A 19,961-nucleotide genomic window follows, 5' to 3' on the forward strand; every position below is an offset into this window, starting at 1 on the left:
GCGCAAGCACACGCGGTGCGGGTGGTATCTTCCTGGCCCCGTGAAAGGAGAGCCCCCATGCGCATCCTCTTCGTCGCCCTCGTGCTGCTGAGCCTCCCCGTCCTCGCTCAATCGAAGCCCGCGGCACCGGCCGCGCAGCCTCCAAATCCAGACACCTCCTTCCTCCAGATCATGGAGGCCCAGCTCTTCAGGAGCGGTCACCCCCGGAACTCGAACTTCACCCCGGACGCGAAGACGGTCTTCTTCCTCCGCAACGCGCCCGACACCCACGTGCAGTCGCTCTTCGCCTTCGACGTCGCCACCGGGCAGACGCGCGAGTTCCTCACCCCCGAGGCCCTCCTCAAGAGCGCCGAGGAGACGCTCTCCGCCGAGGAGAAGGCGCGGCGTGAGCGCACGCGGACGAGGAGCCGGGGCTTCACCTTCTACGCGCAGTCCGAGGACGGCGAGAAGCTCCTCGTCGCGCTCTCCGGCAAGCTCTACGTCGTGGCGAGCGCGTCCGGCAAGGTGATGGAGCTGAAGACGGGCCCCGGCACCATCGCCCCCACCTTCTCCCTGGACGGCACGCAGGTGGCCTGTGTCCGCGACAACGACGTGTATCGCGTGGACCTGGCCACGAACACCGAGCGTCGCGTCACGACCGGGGGCACTCCGGAGAAGACCCATGGCCTGGCGGAGTTCATCGCCCAGGAGGAGATGTATCGCTTCTCCGGCTACTGGTGGAGCCCGGACGCGAAGGCCCTGGCCTACACGGAGTCCGATACGAGCGTCGTGGAGAAGCTCGCCCTCGTGGACGCCACGCATCCCGAGCAGGGCGCGCAGCAGCTCTCCTACCCTCGCGCCGGAACGGCCAATGCCAGGGTCCGGCTGGGGGTCATCCCCGTCACGGGTGGCAAGACGACGTGGGTGAGCTGGGATGCGGAGAAGTACCCGTATCTGGCCACCGTGACCTGGCCGAAGAAGGGCCCGCTGACCCTGCTCGTGCAGAACCGCACCCAGACGGAGGAGCTCCTCCTCGCGGCGGACGTGAAGACAGGACGCACGCGCACCCTGCACGTGGAGAAGGATGAGGCCTGGCTCAACCTGGATCAGGCGTTCCCCCAGTGGCTGGAGGATGGCAGCGGCTTCCTCTGGTACACCGAACGCAACGGAGCCCCGGAGGTGGAGCTGCGCGACACGAGCGGCAAGCGCGTGCGCTCCCTCCTCACTCCCGAGGCCGGCTTCCAACAGTTCGTGGGTTACGTGGAGAAGGAAGACACGCTCTACTTCCTGGGAGGGCCCCACTCCCCGGAGCGCTACCTCTGGCGCATGCAGCGAGGCGGGGAGCCCACCCGCGTCACCACGGGAGGCCCGGCGATGGAGGTGGGCAGGATGTCCCGGCAGGGGGAGCTGTTCATCGTGAGCTCGGAAGGACCCACGAGCCTGCGGCACACCGTCGTCATGAAGGCGGACGGCACGCGCGTGGGTGAGCTTCCGTCCCTCGCGAAGCCCCCTCCCTTCCAGCCCCGGCTGGAGGTGCGGCGGGTGGGCAAGGAGGGCTTCTGGACGTCCCTGGTCCGTCCGCGAAACGCGAAGCCAGGCGTGAAGCTGCCCGTCATCGTGGAGATCTACGCGGGCCCCGGCACCGCCATGGTCCACCAGAGCCTTTCGGAGCACCTGCTCTCCCAGTGGATGGCGGACCAGGGCTTCCTGGTCGTGAAGCTGGACGGACGAGGAACCCTGCTGACGGCGAGCCCGAAGGACCGCAAGCCGAAGTATGTGTTCGCGGAGGCGCTGCTGGAGGATCAGGTGGCCGCGTTGCGCGCGCTCGCCGCGGAGGTGCCGGAGCTGGACCTGGGCCGCGTGGGCATCACCGGGGCAAGCCATGGCGGCTACATGTCCGCGCTGGCCGTCCTCAAGCGGCCGGATGTCTTCAAGGCCGCGGTAGCGGTGTCCGCGGTGGCGGATTGGCGGGACTACGACACCCACCTGACGGAGCGCTTCCTGGGCCTGCCGCAGGAGCATCCGGAGGCCTATGAACAGAGCTCCCTGCTGACCCACGTGAAGGCGGGCAGCCCCATGGGCAAGCTCCTGCTCATCCACGGCACGGCCGACGACAACGTCTTCTTCACCCACGCCCTCAAGCTGTCAGACGCGCTCTTCCGCGCGGGCCAACCGCACCAATTCCTGCCCCTCAGCGGAATGACACACATGGTGTTCGACCCGGCCATCAACGAGCGCCTGTGGGAGCACACCGTCGGATTCTTCAAGGAGCACCTCGGCTCCGCCGCACCGCGGCCCGCGCAGAACCCATCCCTGAGATAGGCGAGAGTTTTCCGGGTGGCGAGCGGCGCACAAGCAGGTTAGCCCCAGGGCCTCGCGGCGCACGCCGCCACACGGAGGTGGTTCATGGAGTACCGCAAGCTGGGGAACAGTGGCCTGAAGGTGTCGACCCTGTGCCTGGGGACGATGACGTTCGGCGAGCCCACCGAGGGCTCGATGATGCACGGGGTTTCGGCCGACCAGAAGACGTCCTTCGCCATCATGGACCGCGCGCTGGAGGCGGGCATCAACTTCTGGGACACCGCCAACGTCTACGGCAACGACGGGCTGACGGAGAAGGTGCTGGGCCAGTGGTTCACCCAGTCGAAGCGACGCGACGACGTGGTGCTGGCCACCAAGTTCCGCTTCCGCATGGGCAAGGGCCCCAACGCCACGGGTGCCTCGCGCTACCAGATCCGCACCGCGGTGGAGGGCAGTCTGCGCCGGCTGCAGACCGACCGCATCGACCTGTACCAGGTGCACATGCAGGACATCGACACGCCCGAGGAGGAGACGCTCCGGGCGCTGGAGGACCTGGTGCGCCAGGGCAAGGTGCTCTACATCGGCGCCAGCAACTACGCCGCCTACCGGTTGGTGGACAGCGTGTGGACGAGCAAGACCCAGCACCTCTCGCGCTTCGTGGCGCTGCAGGCCCAGTACAGCCTGGTGTCGCGCGAGCTGGAGCGCGAGCACGTCCCGGTCTGTGAGCAGTTCGGCCTGGGCATCCTCGCGTGGTCCCCGCTGGCCGGTGGCTTCCTGTCGGGCAAGTACCGCAAGGGCCAGCCGCCGCCGGACTCCTCGCGCCTGGCGAAGTGGAAGGACCGGCTGGCCGGGTTCGACACCCCCAAGAACTGGAGGACCCTGGAGGCCGTGGACGCGGTGGCCGCCGAGCTGAAGGCCTCGCCTTCCCAGGTGTCCCTGGCGTGGCTGCTGCGCAAGCGCGCCGTCACCTCCGTCATCTTCGGAGCGCGCACCGTGGAGCAGCTCGAGGACAACCTCCAGGCCGCCGAGCTGAAGCTGGACGACGCGCAGTTGAAGCGGCTGGACGAGGCGAGCGCCCTGGAGCTGGGTTACCCCTACAACTTCATGCAGAGCGTCCAGGGGCGGTGGTAGCGGCGCCGCTAGGCATTGACGCGATACCGCACGAAGACGGCGCCGCTCCTGTACGTCCGCTGTTCGAGCAGCTGGAACCTGATGTCGCTTGGGAGGTTCTTGAACAGCGGCGTGCCACCACCGACAGCGACCGGTGCGTAGGTGATAGCGACCTCGTCGACCAGCCCTTGCGCCAGGAAGGACGACGCGAGGGTCGGGCCGGCGATGCACAGGTCCTTCTCCGCGCTGAGCTTGAGCTGCTTCAACGCGGCGGCATCCAGCTCCGGGATGAACTGGGTGCGCTTGCTTCGGACCTCGCGCAGCGACTTCGAGACCACGAGCTTGTCCTTGGCCTGCCACAGTCGTGCGAACTCGTTATCGGGATCGTCGCCCTGGGGATCCTGAGACTCCCAGTAGACCATCAGCTCGTACATCTGACGGCCGTAGATCTCCGTGCCGATCTGCTTCGCCTGCTCGTTGGAGTGGACCAGGTAATCCACATCCTGAGCCTGCCCCCAGTCGAACCTTCCTTGGCGGTCATTCACATAACCGTCGAGCGACGCCATCATCGAGTAGATCAGTTTCGCCATCACCGTGTCCCCGGGCTGTCCATTCCCATCGTACTGCTTCCGTACATGGGAAGGAGAGAGGTCGTCACCGCGGGTCAGCGCCTTGGACACGCGCGAGGTCCTTGCTCGGTGGAACACCGAACTTGCGCGCGTACTCGCGGCTGAACTGGTGAGGGCTCTCATAGCCCACGCCGAAGGCCGCCGCCGACACCGAGGCCTCCCCCGCGCGCAGCAGACGCCGGGCCTCCAACAGGCGGAGCTCCTTCTGGTATTGCAGCGGCGTCGACGCGGTGACCGCCTTGAAGTGCTTGTGGAACGAGGGCGCGCTCATGCCCACCTCGCGCGCGAGGACGGGAATGGTGATGGGCTCACGGAAGTCGCGGCGGATGTGCGCGATGGCGCGGGTGATGGCGCTGGCCTGGCTGTCGTGACGGATGAGCCCCCGCAGCATGCCGCCGAAGGGCGCCATGAGCAGCCGGTAGTGGAGCTCGCGCACGATGGCCGGGCCGAGCACCCGCGCGTCGACCGGCGAGGTGGCGACGGTGAGAAAGCGGTGCAGGGCCTCGACCAGCGGGGGCGCCGCCTGATGTACCTCGAGGGCTCGGGCGTCCTCGCCGCGCGGCGCGGCGTCTCCCACCTCGGCATGCACGCTGCGCAGGAGTCCGAGGTCGACGTCGAGCAACATCGAGAGGTAAGGCGCGCGGGTGATGCGGGAGCGCACCGGCAGGTCGTGGCTGATCAGCAGGCAGTGGCCCGCGCTCATGCCGAAGGTGCGCCCGCCGAAGGTCGTCTCCTTGCGACCCGCGACGATGAGGCAGATGACCGGCTCGTAGATGGAGGCCTCGAAGGCCGTGGGGCGGTGGTGCCGCAGCAGCCGCAGGCCGGGCAGCGGACGGATCACCTGTGGCCCGTCGCCCGTCTGCGCCGGAAAGAGCTGGAAGGCTTGCTGCGCGAGTCGTTCGAGGTCCATGCCGGTTCCCGACGAAGACGGTAGCAAGGGCCGTGGGCGGACGCTCGATTCTCTCCCCCTGGAGAGGATTGGGCACGACATGCAGAGGCTTGGGCAGGCGCGTCCGGGGCCTTCGCCGTACCTTGCGTACACACCCCACCGGAGACGCACCATGACCGAACGTCACACCCGCACCCTCAGCCCAGGCGTCGAGATTCCCCTGCTCGGCTTCGGGACCTACCTCATCCCCAACGCGGAGGCGGCCAGCGCCGTCCGCGAAGCCCTCCGCGCCGGCTACCGGCACATCGACACCGCGGAGGTCTATCAGAACGAGCGTGGCGTCGGCGAGGCGCTGCGGCAGGCCATCGCGGCTGGCGAGGTGACCCGGCGCGAGCTGTTCATCACCACCAAGCTGTGGCCGGGCAACGCGGCGTGGGGCCAGACGCCGAAGACGACAGCCACGACCATCACTTCGCTCCACGAGAGCCTCGCGCGGCTGCAGCTCGACTTCGTCGACCTCTACCTCATCCACGCGCCCTTCGACCGCGCGCAGCGGCTTGCCCAGTGGCGTGGCCTGGTCGAGCTCAAGGCACAGGGAAAGGCACGCGCTATCGGAGTGAGCAACTTCAGCGTCTCGCACCTCGAGGAGCTCGAAGCCGCCGGCCTGCCGATGCCCGAGGCCAACCAGATCGAGCTCCACCCGTGGTCGCAGAAGCCCGCGCTGGTGCGGGAACTCAACCGGCGCGGCATCACCGCCATCGCCTACAGCAGCCTGGTGCCGCTCTCGACGTGGCGGGTGGCCCCCGGGCACAACAGCTCGAAGACCGAGCAGATGCGGGCGGACGGCCAGCGCGTCGACTCCCCGTTCAAGGCGATGGCCGCCCGGTACGGGGTGAGCGAGGCGCAGGTGCTGCTGCGCTGGGGCATCCAGAAGGGTTACCCGGTGCTGCCCAAGAGCACCCAACCCCAGCGCATGCGGCAAAACGCCGACCTGTTCTCCTTCGCTCTCGACGCCGCCGACATGGCCGCCATCGAGACGCTGGACCGCGGTGACGGCGTGGCGTGGAACGCCGGCGACCCGACGCGCGCGGCCTGAGCGGAGGATGGGAAGGCCTGCAGTCCCGGCCCCTACCCGTCCACGGGCCGGGTGAGGCCCAGCGCGTCCGCGTAGCTGTGCAGTCCGCGGATGTGATTGCCGCCGTCCACGGCGATGGTGTCTCCGGTAATCCAGGACGCGAGGTCGCTGCAGAGGAACGACACCACCTTCGCCACGTCATCGGGCTCGCCCCACGACTTCCCGAGCGGCGTGTGGGAGAGGAAGCCCTGCGCCATGGCTCCCTTCCCCAGGCCGGCCCCCTCGGCCAGGGGAGTGCGGATGGCGCCCGGGGCCACGACATTCACCCGGATGCCGTAACGCCCCAACTCCGAAGCCGCGGCCTTCGAGAAGTTCGCGAGCCCCGCCTTGGAGGCGCAGTAGTGGGACAGCCCGTCCGTCACCGCCGTCTGGTTCAGCGAGGAGATGTTGACGATGGAGCCCGGCTGCTTCGCGGCGACGAGCGCCTTCGCGAGAGCCTGGGTGAACAGGAAGGGCCCCTTGAGGTTGATGGACAGGACCTGATCAAACTCCGCCTCGGGCAAGTCGAGCAGCGTGCGGATGGTGGCCGTTCCGGCGTTGTTCACCAGGATGCCCGGGAGGCCGAACTCGCGCGTGGCGACGTCGAGCGCCCGCGCCACGTCCTCCGCGCGAACCACGTCTCCCGCGAAGGGCACGGCCCGGGTGCGCCCCTCCGCCGTCCGGTTGAGCTCCGCGGCGGCCGCCTCCAGCTTCTCCGGCGTCCGCCCGAACAGCAGGACGTTGGCGCCGTCCCGCATGAGGCGCGCGGCGATTCCCAGTCCGATGCCCTGTCCTGCTCCCGTCACGATGGCACTGCTCGACATCAGCTTCATGGTGTGACTCCTGGGTGGGGTTCCTGCGATGGCCGTGACTCTATGCCGACCCCGCGGCGCCGCGGATGCGCCCATCCACCACCGGTTCCACGGTGTCTTCCCTCTCTGCCAACGTGGCACCTGGCTCGGGCACCTTCGCCGGGGGATCTCGCTTGCGCTAGCGGCAGCTCACACCGATGAGGTGTATTTCCTGGAAGCCTCCTCGAAGCCAATGATGGGCGCGACGATCAATCCGCTGGAGAGGCGACGCCCCCCGAGAGGATCGATGGCATCGAGGGTATAGGACGGCTTCTGCGGGTCCAGGCCCGAGATGATCACATCGAAGGTCGTCGCCGGGCCCCCCTGGGGAACGAACCAGTGGATGTTGTCGCGCTGCGAGCACATGGTCGAGACCTCACCCGTGGCCGCGAGACGATCTCGGGTGGGACGGATGACCATCGCTCCCTCCTCCTCCCGCACGCGATCGAAGTTGCGGATGCGGAAACGGCCTTCGACGACCATGTGCGCGGAGACCATGTTCTTGTGTCCATGCGGCGTGATGACGTTGTGGGGCTGGAACTCGAACAGGGCCGTGGCGTAGCTCAGGCGGCGTGGCGCATTCGATTCATCCAGAAACACGACCGAGCGCTTCTGGGGATCATGGGGCCCGCCACCGAGCCCCGCCTTGAGTCGGGACCGCCGCACCTCGGCCATCAGTTCCGCGACATCGACTTCGGCGGCCAGCCGTTCCACCTCGGTGCACCAGCCCTCTGGACGGAGCTGGCCGGACGCGAGTGTCCGGGCGATTTCCTGCTGCCGCTCCACCCAGCGGCCCGGCGAAAGTCGCCGGGAGGGCGGCGCGGCCCGTGCCTCTCCGAGAAGGGCATAGAGCAGAAAGCCAGACATCATCGCGCCGAGGTGGCCCCGGCGCGTCAAGCCCAGCACGTCCGAGGCGGACACCGCGACAGTCGCTTCGTCAATTGAGCTCATGCATCCTGCCTTCGCCACGGTCTTCCGGCCCCTCCCAGGCTTGCACATCTCACCTCGCCGTGAAACGCATTAAGGCCATGGGCCCGCTGGTGCCGCAGCCCCGGGTGCCGGACTGAACGTCAGACGTGTGTCCTTTGCTCCCCGTGATGGGGGCATTCCTGAGAGGCACGCATGCGAGTGACGCGAAGTGGGGCGGTATGGCTGTTGCTGGCGTGGCCGGTTGCCGCATGGGCGGAGGAGGTCCCGGAGGCGCAGCCCGTGGAGGAGGAACAGCGCTCGCTGGACGATGCGTGGCGCTCGCTGCTTCGGCTGGACGCGACGACGTGGGCCCTGCTGCCGCGCGCGGGCGTCGGCACGGCGCGCTACCTGGGGGCCGCCGAGGTCCGCTGGCGATTCCTGGGAGGGAAGCTCTACGCGCTGGACACAGGCGGCACGCTGCTGTTCCCCACGTCGGAAGGGACGCTACGGCCAGGGGCTTTCGCCTCGGTGGGCCTGGGGGTGGACCATGCGCGCTGACGCCCTGTTGCTGGCCGTTGTGATGCTGGCCACGGGATGCGCCTCTGGGTCGCAGGCGCCTGGGCGTGGCCGGAGCTTGAGCTACACGCCGCGAGAGACCTCCTCGCCCGCGTGGGTGGAGGCTCCGAACGATGAGCCCCCGCGCGCCGGGAACGCTCTCCCACCCGTCCTCTCGGGGCCTGAGCAACGGCTGTTGCGTCGCCAGGGGGCGCGTGAAGACATGACAGCCGTGGGAGACGCCAGCAGGGAGGCAGCCGCTGGGGGCGGGGCCCGGAGCGCTGCATCGACGCGGCAGGCAGTCCTTGACGCCACGGACGAAGTGAAGGGCTCCCTGCGCGGCGTCGAGGCCGCGTTCACCCAACTGGCGGCCCGTCCTCCAGACCCCTGGGGCTGGAGCCTCACCGGCGTCTTCACGCGCTACCTCGACCTGGGTTCCAAGCAGGTGACGTGGCTTCAGGGCGCGCTTGGGAGCGCCACCGTGTTGACGGAGGCGGCCTCGGAAGTCGGCGACACGGACATGGAGTTGGGCCTGCTTCGCATGACGGGGCCGAAACTCCAGGCGGCCCAATTTGGGACCCTCCTGCTGACCACCTGGGTGGACTTCCTGCACCTCGCGGACGCCGTGCTTCGCAATTGCCCGATGTGCAGCGTCGAGAAGCTCTTCACCGACCTTCATCGGGTACAGGGAATGATGGAGCCCACGCTGATGGACCTCGCTTCACTGGACCCGGAGCGGGTGGAGGCGGCGACGACCGCGATGCCCGAGCTGATGGGGAAGCTGACGCGTGAGTTCGACACGCTCCAGCGGGAGACCCGCGAGACCCTGAAGTTTGGCGGGCAGGTCATCGCGGCGATGCAGGCGGTGGAGATGGTCACGATGATTTCCACGCTGAAGATGTCCCTGCCACGCGTGCCGCCCGCGGCCCCCGCGACACTGGGCGTGGGGCTCGTCATGAGTTCGGGTGGAGTCATGGTGGGCTCGCGGATGGTGGTCTCCGCGGAATGGGTGGAGACGATGCGAAGGCTCGTGCAGGCGGGCGTCATCTCCGTTCCTGCCGTCAGCGCGGCCGTCCGCATCCATGGCGGACAGGTCATGATGGCTCAAGCGCATCAGGACTTACCCAAGGGCGTGCGCGACGCGCTGGGGGACAGTCCCGAAGTGCGCGGCATGCACGAAACCGGCAGAGCGGGGGCTGGAATGTCCGACGCGCCCAGGCACCACGTGCTGCCGCAAGAGCACCGCGAGTGGTTCGAGCAGCGCGGCTTCAAGGGCGACATGGACATCGATCAGTTCTGCGTGAGGCTGGAGCAGGCCCACCACGAGGCGATTCACGGAGGGGGGAACTGGAAGTTGGGGCGCACGTGGCCCGGAGAGTGGAACCGGATGATCATGGAGACCCTGCTGGATGCCGAGGTTGAAGCCGGACGGATGTTGACGCGGAATCAGGTCCTGGACATCGTCGGGGAGCGTATGAAGTTCTACAGAGTCCCGATCACGTTCACGAACGGGAGGAGCCGATGACCGACGGACGTTCATGGCGGGGGAACTGGAAGGCCCGCTTGTATAAGCGCGTCCGTGAGCAGGGCTACGACTCACTTACGGCTTTTGCCGAGGCCCGTCCCACCGCATCGTTGGTGGCACTGGCCGAGGAGCTGGGTCCGGACGACGTTGCCGGAGTTCAGGTGTACGACGGATTGGTAGCCGAAGCGGTGCGAAGCAAGCGAGTGACCCGCCTGGTGCGTGGACAACTCGTGCGCGAGCTATGGGGGAGCCTCCCTGATGGTTGGCCAGCCGTGTTGGATGACGACAACCGCTTCAAGGTCGCCAAGGCACTTGGCCTTTGGTCCGGCATCGTCCCAGAAACCCATAAGGAGAGGGTTCGACTGGCCAGGGAGGCACTTCGCGCCAATCCCCCCCCTTCGGGCTGGCGTCCGCTCGGTCCTGACGACGAGCTTCTCCGGACGCTCCTCCCCGACGAAGAAGCCTGACCGCCCGAGGTAGTCCGCGAGCGCGGACATCCCGTGCTCCGTTCATCACATCTCGGATGGCCATCGAACCGAACTCTCGCTCACGTCCCCTTCGCCACCAGGCCCAGTTCCTTCAACCGTCGTCCCAATGCCCGCTTCGACACCTCCAGTTCGCGCACCATCGCGTCCAGGTCGCCGCCGCATGACTCGAAGCTGCGGGTGATTTCGTCCGCGCCCAGATCGCCCGCGGTGCGCAGGTTCGGGCTCTTGTCGATGAGGTCATAGACAGACGGCCGCGGAATCCCGAGCGCATCCGCCGCCGCCTTGAGGTTGAGTCCGTGGGGCCAGCCCGGTGCGCAGTGGCGGCAAGCGCCTACCACCATGATCACCGTAGCAGCATGAATCGTGGGCCTGCTCCCGTCCGGTGGACAGGCCGCTTGATCCCCCTTCGGGTACACGCCTGCCCAGACCGCGCTCCCATCAGGTGCGTAGCAGGGGCCTGGACCTCTTGGCGCCTCTTGAGCCTCAACACCACTCGGCCTGGGGTGGCCCTCGTGCCGGGGCCAAGCAGAAAAGAGAAGGATCTGCCTCCTCCCTCTGGTCCGACCGAACCGGGTCGTCACCGGCCGTCACGAGCGCCGTGCGCCACCGCCGTGGCTGTTGGGCCATCTGCTCGACCCTTACCTTCGACACCATCACCGGCTCCGATTGAGGCCGGTCGAGTACAGACCATGATCGAGAACTTCAACTACAGCCGTTCATGCTCCTTGCTTGCTTCGCCGGAGCCACCATCTGACTTCGTTCCTATTCCAATTCCGATCTTTCGTGCTGCCGTGCGCATTGAAGATCACGGGCCCGCGCCGGTGGAAGTCGCCATCTTCCAGGAGTTGGCCGAGATCAAGCGCGAGGTCCGGGCCATTCGAGTCCGAGATTCCGCCCAGAATGCTTTGGCCGTGCCTATGGAGAGCGCGATGGCGATGTTCGGCTGCAAGCGGTCGCAGATCTTCAAGCTCTTGGAGCAGCGTCGGTTAGCTCGGGCTTCGAAGGTCGGGAGGGCTGTGATGATCACGGTGGCGAGCATCGAGGCCCTACTCGCTGCGGGCGCGCCACAGAAGTGCAGCACGCGGTCACGCACGCCCAAGAATCAACCCGAGTCGATGAACAAGAGATGCCGGGCGCGCAGGGGTGAAAAGCCAACCGGTGGGGCGGAACAGGACCCGGGGAAATCGATCCGTAATCTCGTGATCTGAGGACTGCTGCGCGGGACGAGCAGGCACATGATGCAGTACCTGCTCGGCAGGCGAACCAACCAATGCGCTGAGACAAGGGCTGTCCACCATCAAGGCTGTCAGGTGTTGCCTGATTTCACCTTGGCATTGAAGCAGTCCTGGCATACGGACATCTCGCCATTCGAAGGGTGCCCGCATCCCGCAATACGATCGTAGCTGTTTTCACATTTTGGGCACTCATAGCCAAGCCCATCACCGACTTTCTCAAGAACGGCACTACACTCAGGGCATTTATGCTGACTCCATTGCTCGTCCAACAGGTCTTTGATTCGGCTCACATGTCCTCCGGGAAGGGACGAGGAGACCCTATTCCGTACTCAAGGAGAGGTACAATCGCCTATTGAGTATAGGCCGGATGGGAGTCCTGTTGCGGACGAGGGCGTGGGTAGGTGGTGGGCCAGGAGGGCCTTGCGACATGCCCTGGGCGGTGAAGGAGGCCCCCCAAGGAGGCCTGCACGTCGCGCTCCAGGCGCACCACTGCCTTGCGCGGGCGAGCGGTTGCCGCGAGCTGCGCGAGACGATGCGATCCTCAGCTGAGAGTTACTCCCAGAGCGCCTGCTGCGCTGGCCCCAGCGCCGGAGCCGGGCGCGGCGGCTGCTCGGGCAGCTGAAGGTGACGGGGAATGCGCCGGATGACGGAGCCCTGTGTCAGGTATGCCAGCACCCGCCGCTGGCCTGCACACCTTGGGCACGAGAAGACCTCCACTGCGAACGTCCTGCGCAGCAACCCGGCCCAGTCCAGCCTCGGAGCGCGCTCACGCCTCCCGCAGCTGCCCACAGTTGCCGCCCCTGCAGTGGGTGCCTCTTCACCTGCTCAGAGGGGCAGTGAGAGGCGGGGAGCACAGCCGTGGAGGACCCTCCTGGCCCCTCAGCGCCCCATGCCTACTCGCGCCTCACGTCGCAACAGGGCCCCTGTTCCTCCTTCTATCTATGCGCCGGGTGCTCCGCTCGCGGGCCGTGCTGTTCAGGCCCCTATCCATGGCCCCACGTTGGCCGGTTTGGAAGGGCTCCCTCCGCTGCGCGGCCCATGATGCGGAATCAGGTGGTGGACAGCCATCAGCGACCGCCGGGGGGTTCGACCGCCGAGACACAGCGATCCACTATGCGCCAACCACCGCCTACGGCCCCACACGCGAGCACGGATGTCCCATGTGCTGTCACTCGCTCAGCGGCACGGCACCTGTACAAACAAACGTCAAGACACCTGATGCATCCATCCTCAAGGAGGCCAAGACGTGCTCACGCTGCGCGACACCTTCAAGTATCAGGGTGATGTCTCGGAGTCTCCGTTTGCTCGCATCACGCTCACGGCCCGTTTTCCGGTCTTTGCCTACGTCCGCATGCAGGACGCGGACGTGTCGGTCTCCAGAAGGATCGCGTCATGGGAACGCGCGGAGGTCGAGCTCGCGCTGAACGAGGAGCGCTATCGCATCTCGGCAGCGACCAGCACACTGGTCGGCACGGACGCGGACACCCTTCGCTCTTTTCTCACGTACACGAGCGCGGCGCTCGAGGCCACGAGCATCAACGACCTTTCAATCGCGATCCCGGTTCACCTCACGTCGTCTGGCGTGTCGGTCGGCGAGCACACGCTCAACGCGATCTACTTGATCAAGAACCTGCGCCACCTGCTCGGCACCGCCAATGCGGGATTGAGGTTCACTCGCACTCCCACCCCGCCAGACATGGCAGCCGTGGCTGCGTTCCTGGACAAGAACGTTTTTCTGGTGAACCAGCAGGCGGTCGAGAGCAGTCTTTTGGTATTCAAGAAGCTCGCCGAACGCAATGACGATTGGCTGTTGTTGACAGTCATTCAGGAGTTCGTGGACGAAGCGGACATCGATCCCAGATCACCCGTGGAGTTCACCGAAAGCCTCCTGGCGATCCTCGACCGGATCATCCAAGCGCACGACATCTTAAACCCCGAAGAGCTTGTGCGTTTCGTCGCTAGGAACTTCAGCAGCTGGCTCGACTTCCCCATTGTCGTGCCGGAGATCAAGAGTGTGGTGGTCGCGGGCGTGTTCCGGGTGAACACGCCGGACGGGTCGGAGATCGCCGACAACGACCTGTTCTTCTATGATTTGTCGCTTGCGTACGTGCAGAGCGGACCGGCCGGTGCCCCGGTACCCCGAACCGTGCACTACGACTGGAAGGCCCAGAGCGCCACGGTCAGCGAAAACGGGACGTCCTTCAGGTTCTCCGGACCGGGCGTGCTCATTCCGGCGAGTGTCGTTGGAACCGTCACGGTCAGCGTGAAGGCCTTCGACGGCACCGAGCTCTGGGTCAGAGAATTCGATCCGAATGACCCCGCCCTCAAGGATGTGCTGATCGAGGTGTCGCAGGCTCGTCCGACGACGCTGAAGCCCGGAGCCACCGCCGGGGCAACGGACACGAGCAAGCGGCTCCGCGGTCAGGTGGTAGAGCTCACGAAGCAGTGTCCGCTCAAGGACCTCACTGTAGTCATCCAGGCGAAGAGGGACGGGGACAAGCTCTGGCGCGTGGTCGCCGCGGCGGAGACGGATGCGTCGGGAAGATTCTCGATGCCCTACCCATATGGCGAGTACACGGAGGCCCAGGCGCTCGTCTCGCTCTCGCCCGACACTCCCGCCGACATCCCCATCATCAGGGAGGGCAACCCCAGGGCGACAATCTCCGACGACTTTCTCTATCTGCTGGTCACGGCGCCCAAGTGCGACGAGCCGGACGCTTCCGACGATCGCGAGTGTGATGCCCCGAAGAAGGCGCCACGCCTGCCCGCGCAGGCCGACCTGGTCAATTCGTCGGCGTACACGCAGGACATCGGGGGCTCGTGCGTCAACCTCTCCACCCCGAACCGGACGCTGAGCGAATTCTGCTACCGGGGTATCGTTCGCACCTCGGATCCAGACGTCGTCAACTACACCCTGGTGAAGCAACCCAACGGGAGCTTCGAGCTGAAGGGAGAGCAGAAGCGCATCACCCGGGCGCCAGTCGACCTCGACAATCCGATTCGCTGGCAGGACGCCCCCGACGCCCGGGAGAACCTGTCGCTCTATCAGTCAGTGACGGTCGCCACCGGTCACGTCCTGCACTACAAGGCCGAGTTCAGGGCCGACGGCTACTCCCTGGGGGACCTGCTCTACTCCCTCGCGCTCGCCCCCGGACAGAAGAAGCAGATCGTCGTCATGGATTCGGCGTATTCGCTGCGGGCGGCCGAGTCGCAGAACATCGCCCAGGGAGAGAGCCTGGCGGCCAGCCTGATGAACGAGCGGACCATCACCAACCAGCTCGCGGGGAACATCAACGAGGCGATGCGCGGCAGCAGCTCGGCGAACACCAGCGGCGTCAGCGCCGGCCTGGGTCTCGCCGCCAGCTATGGCGGCATGATTGGGGGCACCCTCGGCGTCGCCGGAGGAAGCTCGAGTTCCAGCGCCTCCGCAGCCCAGAGCAGCGCCAGGGACACGTCGATGTTCTTCGGTGAGAGGCTGCGCCAATCCATCATGCAGAACGCCGAGAGCTATCGGCAGCTGAATGCGTCCGTCGTCACTGCGGTGACGCAGGGACAGCAGTACTCGGTTACGACGGACGTGGTGGCGAACCACAACCATTGCCACGCGCTCACCATGATGTACTTCGAGGTGTTGCGACACTTCGCCATCTTCCAAGAGCTGGTCAACGTCGAGGAGTGCATCTTCGTGCCGTTGTTGATGACGAACTTCACGACGGAGAACATCTACAAGTGGTCGGACGTCCTCGCGCGCAACCTGCTGCCGATGTCCTCGAACACCTACCTGCAGCCGTTCCCGTTCCTCCGGTATCGGACCGGGCATCCGCTGATTCCGGCGTTCGATGCCAACGAGCGGAAGAAGACCAACTACGCCCACGTAGACTTTCCGGCAGGCGCCTACTGCGCGGAGCCCATCACCTCGGTGGGTGGCTACCTGACGATCCGGGTCCACATACCGCGTCCCAAGACGGTGTTCGACAGGATCCTCTCCTTCCCAGTCGTCAAGCGAGAAGAGACTCATAACAGAAACGGCGGAGGCATTTTCGGCCACATCGTTGATGTCGTCATCGGCAAGAGGGACGTGTCGACGAAGTGGGAGGAGAGGGTGAAGTTCACCGACCAGCGCATCATCATCTACGACAACTTCCAAGAGGCCCGGCCGGCAGATGTGATCGAAGTCGTCAAATTCGATAACTTCTTCGAGGGCAACCACGATGAGAGGCTCTGGACGGCCATAGCGTTTCTCTGCGGTTTCTCAGACGTCAACGCGTTCCTGGAAAACTATTTCGCGCACAAGACCATCTCGCAGTGGGACAGCACCTTCAACGACGAGATTGCCCCGAAGGTGCTCGAAGCCCTGCTGACAAACACGATTACGATCGTGCCTTTCTCCTCGCTCGACCTCACCCCGACCGCGAAGTATCACGGTGGCTCCTACCTGATGCGGCTCTCGCTCCGAGCGAGCACATCCCTGGCAAGGAACCACAAGGATCTGGAGAGCATCCGAATCAACTACATCAAGGTGGTCCCCCACGCGGATGAGTTCTGGGCCTTCATCACGCTCAGCGTCGAGAACGTGAGCATCACCTACACCACCAAGCACTACGAAGGCTACATCCTCAACAAGTACATCGGGGACGATCTGTTCGATAACAATGGGTTGAGCAACCCTCCCATCCCCACGCCGATGAACTCGGACGAGCAGCGCAATCCGCGCAAGGAGGATGACTACCTCGTCCTCAAGCTGATCGAGCATCTGAACAGCAACCTGGAGCACTACAATAAGACGCTCTGGTACAACCTCGATCCGGATCGCCGGTACATGCTCCTGGATGGATTCAGTATTCAGGTGTACAACGACTTCGGCGTTCCGACGGCGATGCGCAGCCTCGCGTCAGTGGTGAAGAACGAGCTGTTGACCATCACCGGAAACTCGCTCGTGTTTCCCGTCGCGGCTGGATACAAGGTGAGCCGGTCGTTCATCACGGAGGAGAACCAGCAAGGCGAAACAGAGAACGTCTCGCTGCTCGACCACTACAAGCCCTCCACGCCGTTCCCGCCGTACCGCGTCAGTGTGCCGTCAAAAGGCGTGTTCCTGGAAGCGGTGCAGGGGGCCTGCGATGCGTGCGAGCGGGTGAAGGAGAACTCCTCGCAGGACTGGACCAGGTTCCAGACGGATGAGCCAACGCCGATCCAGCCGGTCACGACGCCTGTCCCGACAATCACGGACTGGAAAGCGGTGTTCAAGGAGTTCGCTCCGCCGCTGATCAACATCCAGAATGCGCCGCCGCTGCCAGCGCCAGCGGCCGGCCTGACCGGTCTCACGGAGTTGCTCGGGAAAGCTGGCATCTTCAAGGACATCACCGGCCTGGATGCGACACAGCAGAACGTGTTGCGCACCTATCTCTCGAACCAGGAGAACGCAAAGGCCTTCGCCGAAATGGCGAAGAGCATGGTGATGCAGGAGCACAACACCCAGCACTCCGACAAGATCATGGAGTCGTTGAAGACGGCGAAGGATGGCGGCGCCATCAACCAGGACGAGTACGGCAAGCTGGTCAAGGACCACATTCAGAAGCAGATCGACGGCGGCGACGCGCAGAACCAGCAGGCGGCCCAGCAGCGCAAGCAGCAGGACCTCTCCCCCATCCAGTCTGCCGTGGGGCTGGCTCAGCGGGGCAGTCGGGTGTCCGCCACGGAGAGCGACGCCGATGGGACCACGCGAACGCTCGAGGTCGGTGGCAACGCGGAGCTCCAGAACGTCGGCGACTCCTTCGCGAGGCGTGCATGGTCGTCCAATCAGCTCGTGGGGCTGGTTGGGGAGCGGCTCGCGGTGAGAGTCCTGAAAGAAGAGGGGCACATCGTCTTCACTGACTGGAGAAAGCACATCTCTGGACCCGGTATCGACCTGATCTCGCTCGACCCGGTGACGGGTGAATTGTGGGTGATCGACAACAAGGCTCAGTTTCGGGGCATCAGCGGCGCGGATGCCCTGACCGGCCCCCAGTTCAAGGGCAGCGAGCAGCAGATGCGGGTCTTCCTCGAGAAGGACTGGCCCAACAAGGCGCAGGCCGACATGGCGCTGAAGGCGCTCGACGCGAAGAAGGTGAAGCTGGTGGTCTCGAACGCGTTCGCCGGCGAGAAGGCGCGCTTCACGAAGGCCCTGTTTGACAAAGGTCTCCATGCGTTCGACATCCGGTTGCCGCAGGGCAAGCGACTCTTCGCGGATTTCTCGGCTTGGGAAGCGGCCTTCAAGCAGTTGGTGACCCTCAGACGAGGCGTGCGCGCCACGGGCACACGCGGCTGCGTGACGGTCGAGGGCTCGCTCGTCGTGGCAGTCGTCGCGGCCGGCGCGATGTACCTGTTCACGGCGGGGTCATCCGTCAGACAGGTAGGAACCGTGGCGGCCGAGATCGGATTGGACCTCCTCCTTTCCAAGCTCCCCGGAGGATTGTTTGCCTCTCTCGTGATCGGCCTGGAGAGTGACGAGTCCCCCGCGGCTCTTGCAGCCCGGAAGCGCGAGGAGCAGATCGACGCCCTGCTTGAGCTCGTTCCCGACTTCAAGACGCTCTCGGCGGCCGAACTGAAGGAGTCGAGAGACGCCCTCAAGGAGCTGCTTGAGAGCCCGCAGATCGTCGAGGATCCGCCGGAGACGGGTAGAATCAAGCTGCCCGGGCTGGACATCCCTTCCGTGCCAACGGGCACCATTGCATGACGAGCGCGGGGAGCGGTCTTCACTGCGGACCGCCATGCGGATGACCAAACGGGGGCAGAGTCGAAGGAGCAGGAGGCGAGCCTGGCGCCAGAAGCAGCGGCGAACGCGGAACCCATGAAGGAGCGGGCGCCGCGACTGGATTGGGCCTGGCTGCTGAAGACGTTCGCGTTGGACATCTTCGCCTGTACTCGGTGTGGAGGCAGGCTTGGGGTGCTTGGCGTACCTGACGGACCCCGGTGAGGTGCGCGCCATTTTGAAGCACCTGGGACTGCCCACGCGGCCTGCAAAGCTGCGCTCGTCCCGGATGGCGTTTGCGTGTCGCTGGACGAGGAGGTGCACCTCGTGGAATTGCCACCGCCCCCAGGAGTATAGGCCGGATGGGAGTCCTGTTGCGGATGAGGGCGTGGGTAGGTGGTGGGCCAGAAGGGCCTTGCGACATGCCCTGGGCGGTGAAGGAGGCCCCCCAAGGTGTCAACGGCCGGGGTCATGGACCGCAGGAGGGTCGGCCAAGCGGATCGGGGTGACGAGTTCGTCAGGCAGCCGCAGTTCGAGTTCGCGGCGATGGCGAGGTGGGGTCGGCCAAGCGGATCGCTTCCGGTGACTACCGAGCCTCTGCGGAGGAGGACTTCCGGCGCCGGGTGGGGGGCGGGTTGCGGAAGCTGTCGCCTTCGATGACGAGGACGTGGGAGTGGTGGAGGAGCCGGTCCATGGCGGCGCTGGCCATCAGCGGGTCGCCGAAGAGGGGCGGCCACTCCTCAATGGCGCGGTTGGAGGTGATGACGGTGCTTCTGCGCTCGTAGCGTTGGCGGACGACTTCGTAGAGGTCCGCGGGCTCATCCTGCGTGAGGCCACGCAGGTCGAGGTCATCGATGATGAGCAGCTCGGGCGAGGTGAAGCGCAAGAGGCGCTTCTCGTAGCTGCCGTCGCCCCGGGCGGCGCGCAGTTGCTGGAGAAGCTCGTGGGCGCCCAGGTAGAGGGCGCTGTAGCCAGCGCGGCAGGCGCGGTGGCCGAGGGCCTGGGCCAGGTGGGACTTGCCGACGCCCGTGGGGCCGACGATGAGGATGTTGTCGTGGCGCTCCAGGAAGCCGCACGTGCCCAGCTCCAGCACCTTGGCCTTGGGGACGCTGGGGTTGAAGTGGAAGTCGAAGTCCTCGAGCGTCCTGGCGTGCTCGAAGGCGGCGCGGCGCACGCGCTGGGACAGCTGCTTGGAGTCGCGTCGCTCCGCCTCGTCGCCCAGCAGTCGGTAGAGAAACTCGGAATGGGAGAGGTTGTCGTCCACCGCCTGCTGGGTGCGCAGTTGCAGCGACTGGAGGACACCGGACAGGCGCAGCTTCTTGAGCAGGGGGACGAGCGCGTCAGTGGGACTCAATTTCGGACTCCTGGGGCACGGCGGGGGGGGTGCAGCAGCTCGGCCACGCTGCGTGCGAAGCGCGGCTGAGGAAGCGAGGGCGTCGCCGGGGCCGCGAGCGCCAGGGGCAGCGGCTGCAAGTCCAGGCCCTGGCGCAGCAGATTCTTGATGGCCCGGTAGGTGTACGCCCCGTAGTAGTGGGCCCTGCGGGCGGCGGCCTGGGCGCGCTCGGGCGGGAAGCCTTCCAGGTGGGTGACGATGGCCTGCACCGCGCGCAGCTGCGACAGCACGTCGTCGGAGTCGAAGACGGCACGCA

At 65.9% G+C, this 19,961-nt stretch carries 13 protein-coding genes and 2 pseudogenes; 8 read left to right on the top strand and 7 right to left on the bottom strand.

Annotation, left to right across the window (positions count from 1 at the left end; translation table 11 throughout):
- Nucleotides 1-57: 57 nt before the first annotated feature.
- The gene (locus D7V97_RS00640; RefSeq protein ID WP_120608614.1) at nucleotides 58-2,301 is read left to right on the top strand and encodes a DPP IV N-terminal domain-containing protein; all 2,244 of its coding nucleotides are present in this window, start codon (nucleotides 58-60) and stop codon (nucleotides 2,299-2,301) included.
- Between the two features lie 84 nt (nucleotides 2,302-2,385).
- Nucleotides 2,386-3,411: an aldo/keto reductase gene (locus D7V97_RS00645; protein ID WP_120608615.1), complete on the top strand. Its 1,026-nt coding sequence runs from the start codon at nucleotides 2,386-2,388 to the stop codon at nucleotides 3,409-3,411.
- Nucleotides 3,412-3,419: 8 nt separating this feature from the next.
- On the opposite strand, the gene D7V97_RS00650 is transcribed toward D7V97_RS00645, so the two are convergent.
- A complete protein-coding gene (locus D7V97_RS00650) occupies nucleotides 3,420-4,070 on the bottom strand; it encodes a dihydrofolate reductase family protein (protein WP_158623235.1) in 651 nt (216 codons plus the stop codon).
- Entirely contained in the window at nucleotides 4,045-4,929 is an 885-nt protein-coding gene (locus D7V97_RS00655) for an AraC family transcriptional regulator (RefSeq protein ID WP_120608617.1), read from the bottom strand. The genes D7V97_RS00650 and D7V97_RS00655 overlap by 26 nt, the downstream gene beginning before the upstream one ends.
- Before the next feature lie 151 nt (nucleotides 4,930-5,080).
- On the opposite strand from D7V97_RS00655, the gene D7V97_RS00660 reads away from it, so the two are divergent.
- Nucleotides 5,081-6,004, top strand: coding sequence for an aldo/keto reductase (locus tag D7V97_RS00660; protein WP_120608618.1), 924 nt, complete (start codon nucleotides 5,081-5,083; stop codon nucleotides 6,002-6,004).
- Between the two features lie 32 nt (nucleotides 6,005-6,036).
- Here D7V97_RS00660 and D7V97_RS00665 read toward each other — a convergent pair whose 3' ends face one another.
- Complete coding sequence (locus D7V97_RS00665) at nucleotides 6,037-6,855, bottom strand: SDR family NAD(P)-dependent oxidoreductase (protein ID WP_120608619.1); 819 nt, start codon at nucleotides 6,853-6,855, stop codon at nucleotides 6,037-6,039.
- A 168-nt stretch (nucleotides 6,856-7,023) separates the two neighbouring features.
- A complete protein-coding gene (locus D7V97_RS00670; RefSeq protein ID WP_120608620.1) occupies nucleotides 7,024-7,824 on the bottom strand; it encodes a hypothetical protein in 801 nt (266 codons plus the stop codon).
- Between the two features lie 171 nt (nucleotides 7,825-7,995).
- Between D7V97_RS00670 and D7V97_RS00675 the strand changes: the two genes are divergently transcribed.
- From D7V97_RS00675 to D7V97_RS00685, 3 genes are all read left to right on the top strand, one after another.
- Nucleotides 7,996-8,340 carry a hypothetical protein gene (locus tag D7V97_RS00675; RefSeq protein WP_120608621.1) on the top strand — a complete coding sequence of 115 codons (345 nt, stop codon included), beginning with the start codon at nucleotides 7,996-7,998 and terminating at the stop codon, nucleotides 8,338-8,340.
- Between the two features lie 319 nt (nucleotides 8,341-8,659).
- Nucleotides 8,660-9,862 (top strand): DUF2380 domain-containing protein, encoded by a 1,203-nt coding sequence (locus D7V97_RS00680; protein ID WP_368668856.1) that lies wholly within the window; start codon nucleotides 8,660-8,662, stop codon nucleotides 9,860-9,862.
- Nucleotides 9,859-10,329, top strand: a complete 471-nt coding sequence (locus tag D7V97_RS00685) for an NUDIX hydrolase (protein WP_120608623.1) — start codon at nucleotides 9,859-9,861, stop codon at nucleotides 10,327-10,329. The genes D7V97_RS00680 and D7V97_RS00685 overlap by 4 nt, the downstream gene beginning before the upstream one ends.
- 80 nt (nucleotides 10,330-10,409) lie before the next feature.
- Here D7V97_RS00685 and D7V97_RS00690 read toward each other — a convergent pair.
- A pseudogene (locus D7V97_RS00690) lies at nucleotides 10,410-10,640 on the bottom strand (sigma-54-dependent Fis family transcriptional regulator); the annotation flags it as partial.
- 399 nt (nucleotides 10,641-11,039) lie between these two features.
- Between D7V97_RS00690 and D7V97_RS00695 the strand changes: the two are divergent.
- Both D7V97_RS00695 and D7V97_RS00705 read left to right on the top strand, forming a co-directional pair.
- A complete protein-coding gene (locus tag D7V97_RS00695; protein WP_147444624.1) occupies nucleotides 11,040-11,558 on the top strand; it encodes a hypothetical protein in 519 nt (172 codons plus the stop codon).
- A gap of 1,273 nt (nucleotides 11,559-12,831) precedes the next feature.
- Nucleotides 12,832-18,297, top strand: a complete 5,466-nt coding sequence (locus tag D7V97_RS00705; RefSeq protein WP_120608626.1) for a hypothetical protein — start codon at nucleotides 12,832-12,834, stop codon at nucleotides 18,295-18,297.
- Between the two features lie 601 nt (nucleotides 18,298-18,898).
- Here the strand turns inward: D7V97_RS00705 and istB are convergent.
- Entirely contained in the window at nucleotides 18,899-19,666 is a 768-nt protein-coding gene (gene istB / locus D7V97_RS00715) for an IS21-like element helper ATPase IstB (protein ID WP_120608627.1), read from the bottom strand.
- A pseudogene (locus tag D7V97_RS44450) lies at nucleotides 19,663-19,961 on the bottom strand (hypothetical protein); the annotation flags it as partial. The pseudogene D7V97_RS44450 and the gene istB, both read right to left, overlap by 4 nt.

The sequence above is a fragment of the Corallococcus sp. CA053C genome (assembly GCF_003611675.1).
Classification (GTDB): Bacteria; Myxococcota; Myxococcia; order Myxococcales; family Myxococcaceae; genus Corallococcus.

What these genes read in the sequence shown, in the direction of transcription:
- D7V97_RS00640 (WP_120608614.1), top strand. Translation starts at nt 58, where the DNA reads ATGCGCATCCTCTTCGTCGCCCTCGTGCTGCTGAGCCTCCCCGTCCTC.
- D7V97_RS00655 (WP_120608617.1), bottom strand. Translation starts at nt 4,929, where the DNA reads ATGGACCTCGAACGACTCGCGCAGCAAGCCTTCCAGCTCTTTCCGGCG.
- D7V97_RS00670 (WP_120608620.1), bottom strand. Translation starts at nt 7,824, where the DNA reads ATGAGCTCAATTGACGAAGCGACTGTCGCGGTGTCCGCCTCGGACGTG.
- D7V97_RS00695 (WP_147444624.1), top strand. Translation starts at nt 11,040, where the DNA reads ATGATCGAGAACTTCAACTACAGCCGTTCATGCTCCTTGCTTGCTTCG.
- D7V97_RS00660 (WP_120608618.1), top strand. Translation starts at nt 5,081, where the DNA reads ATGACCGAACGTCACACCCGCACCCTCAGCCCAGGCGTCGAGATTCCC.
- D7V97_RS00665 (WP_120608619.1), bottom strand. Translation starts at nt 6,855, where the DNA reads ATGAAGCTGATGTCGAGCAGTGCCATCGTGACGGGAGCAGGACAGGGC.
- D7V97_RS00645 (WP_120608615.1), top strand. Translation starts at nt 2,386, where the DNA reads ATGGAGTACCGCAAGCTGGGGAACAGTGGCCTGAAGGTGTCGACCCTG.
- D7V97_RS00685 (WP_120608623.1), top strand. Translation starts at nt 9,859, where the DNA reads ATGACCGACGGACGTTCATGGCGGGGGAACTGGAAGGCCCGCTTGTAT.
- D7V97_RS00675 (WP_120608621.1), top strand. Translation starts at nt 7,996, where the DNA reads ATGCGAGTGACGCGAAGTGGGGCGGTATGGCTGTTGCTGGCGTGGCCG.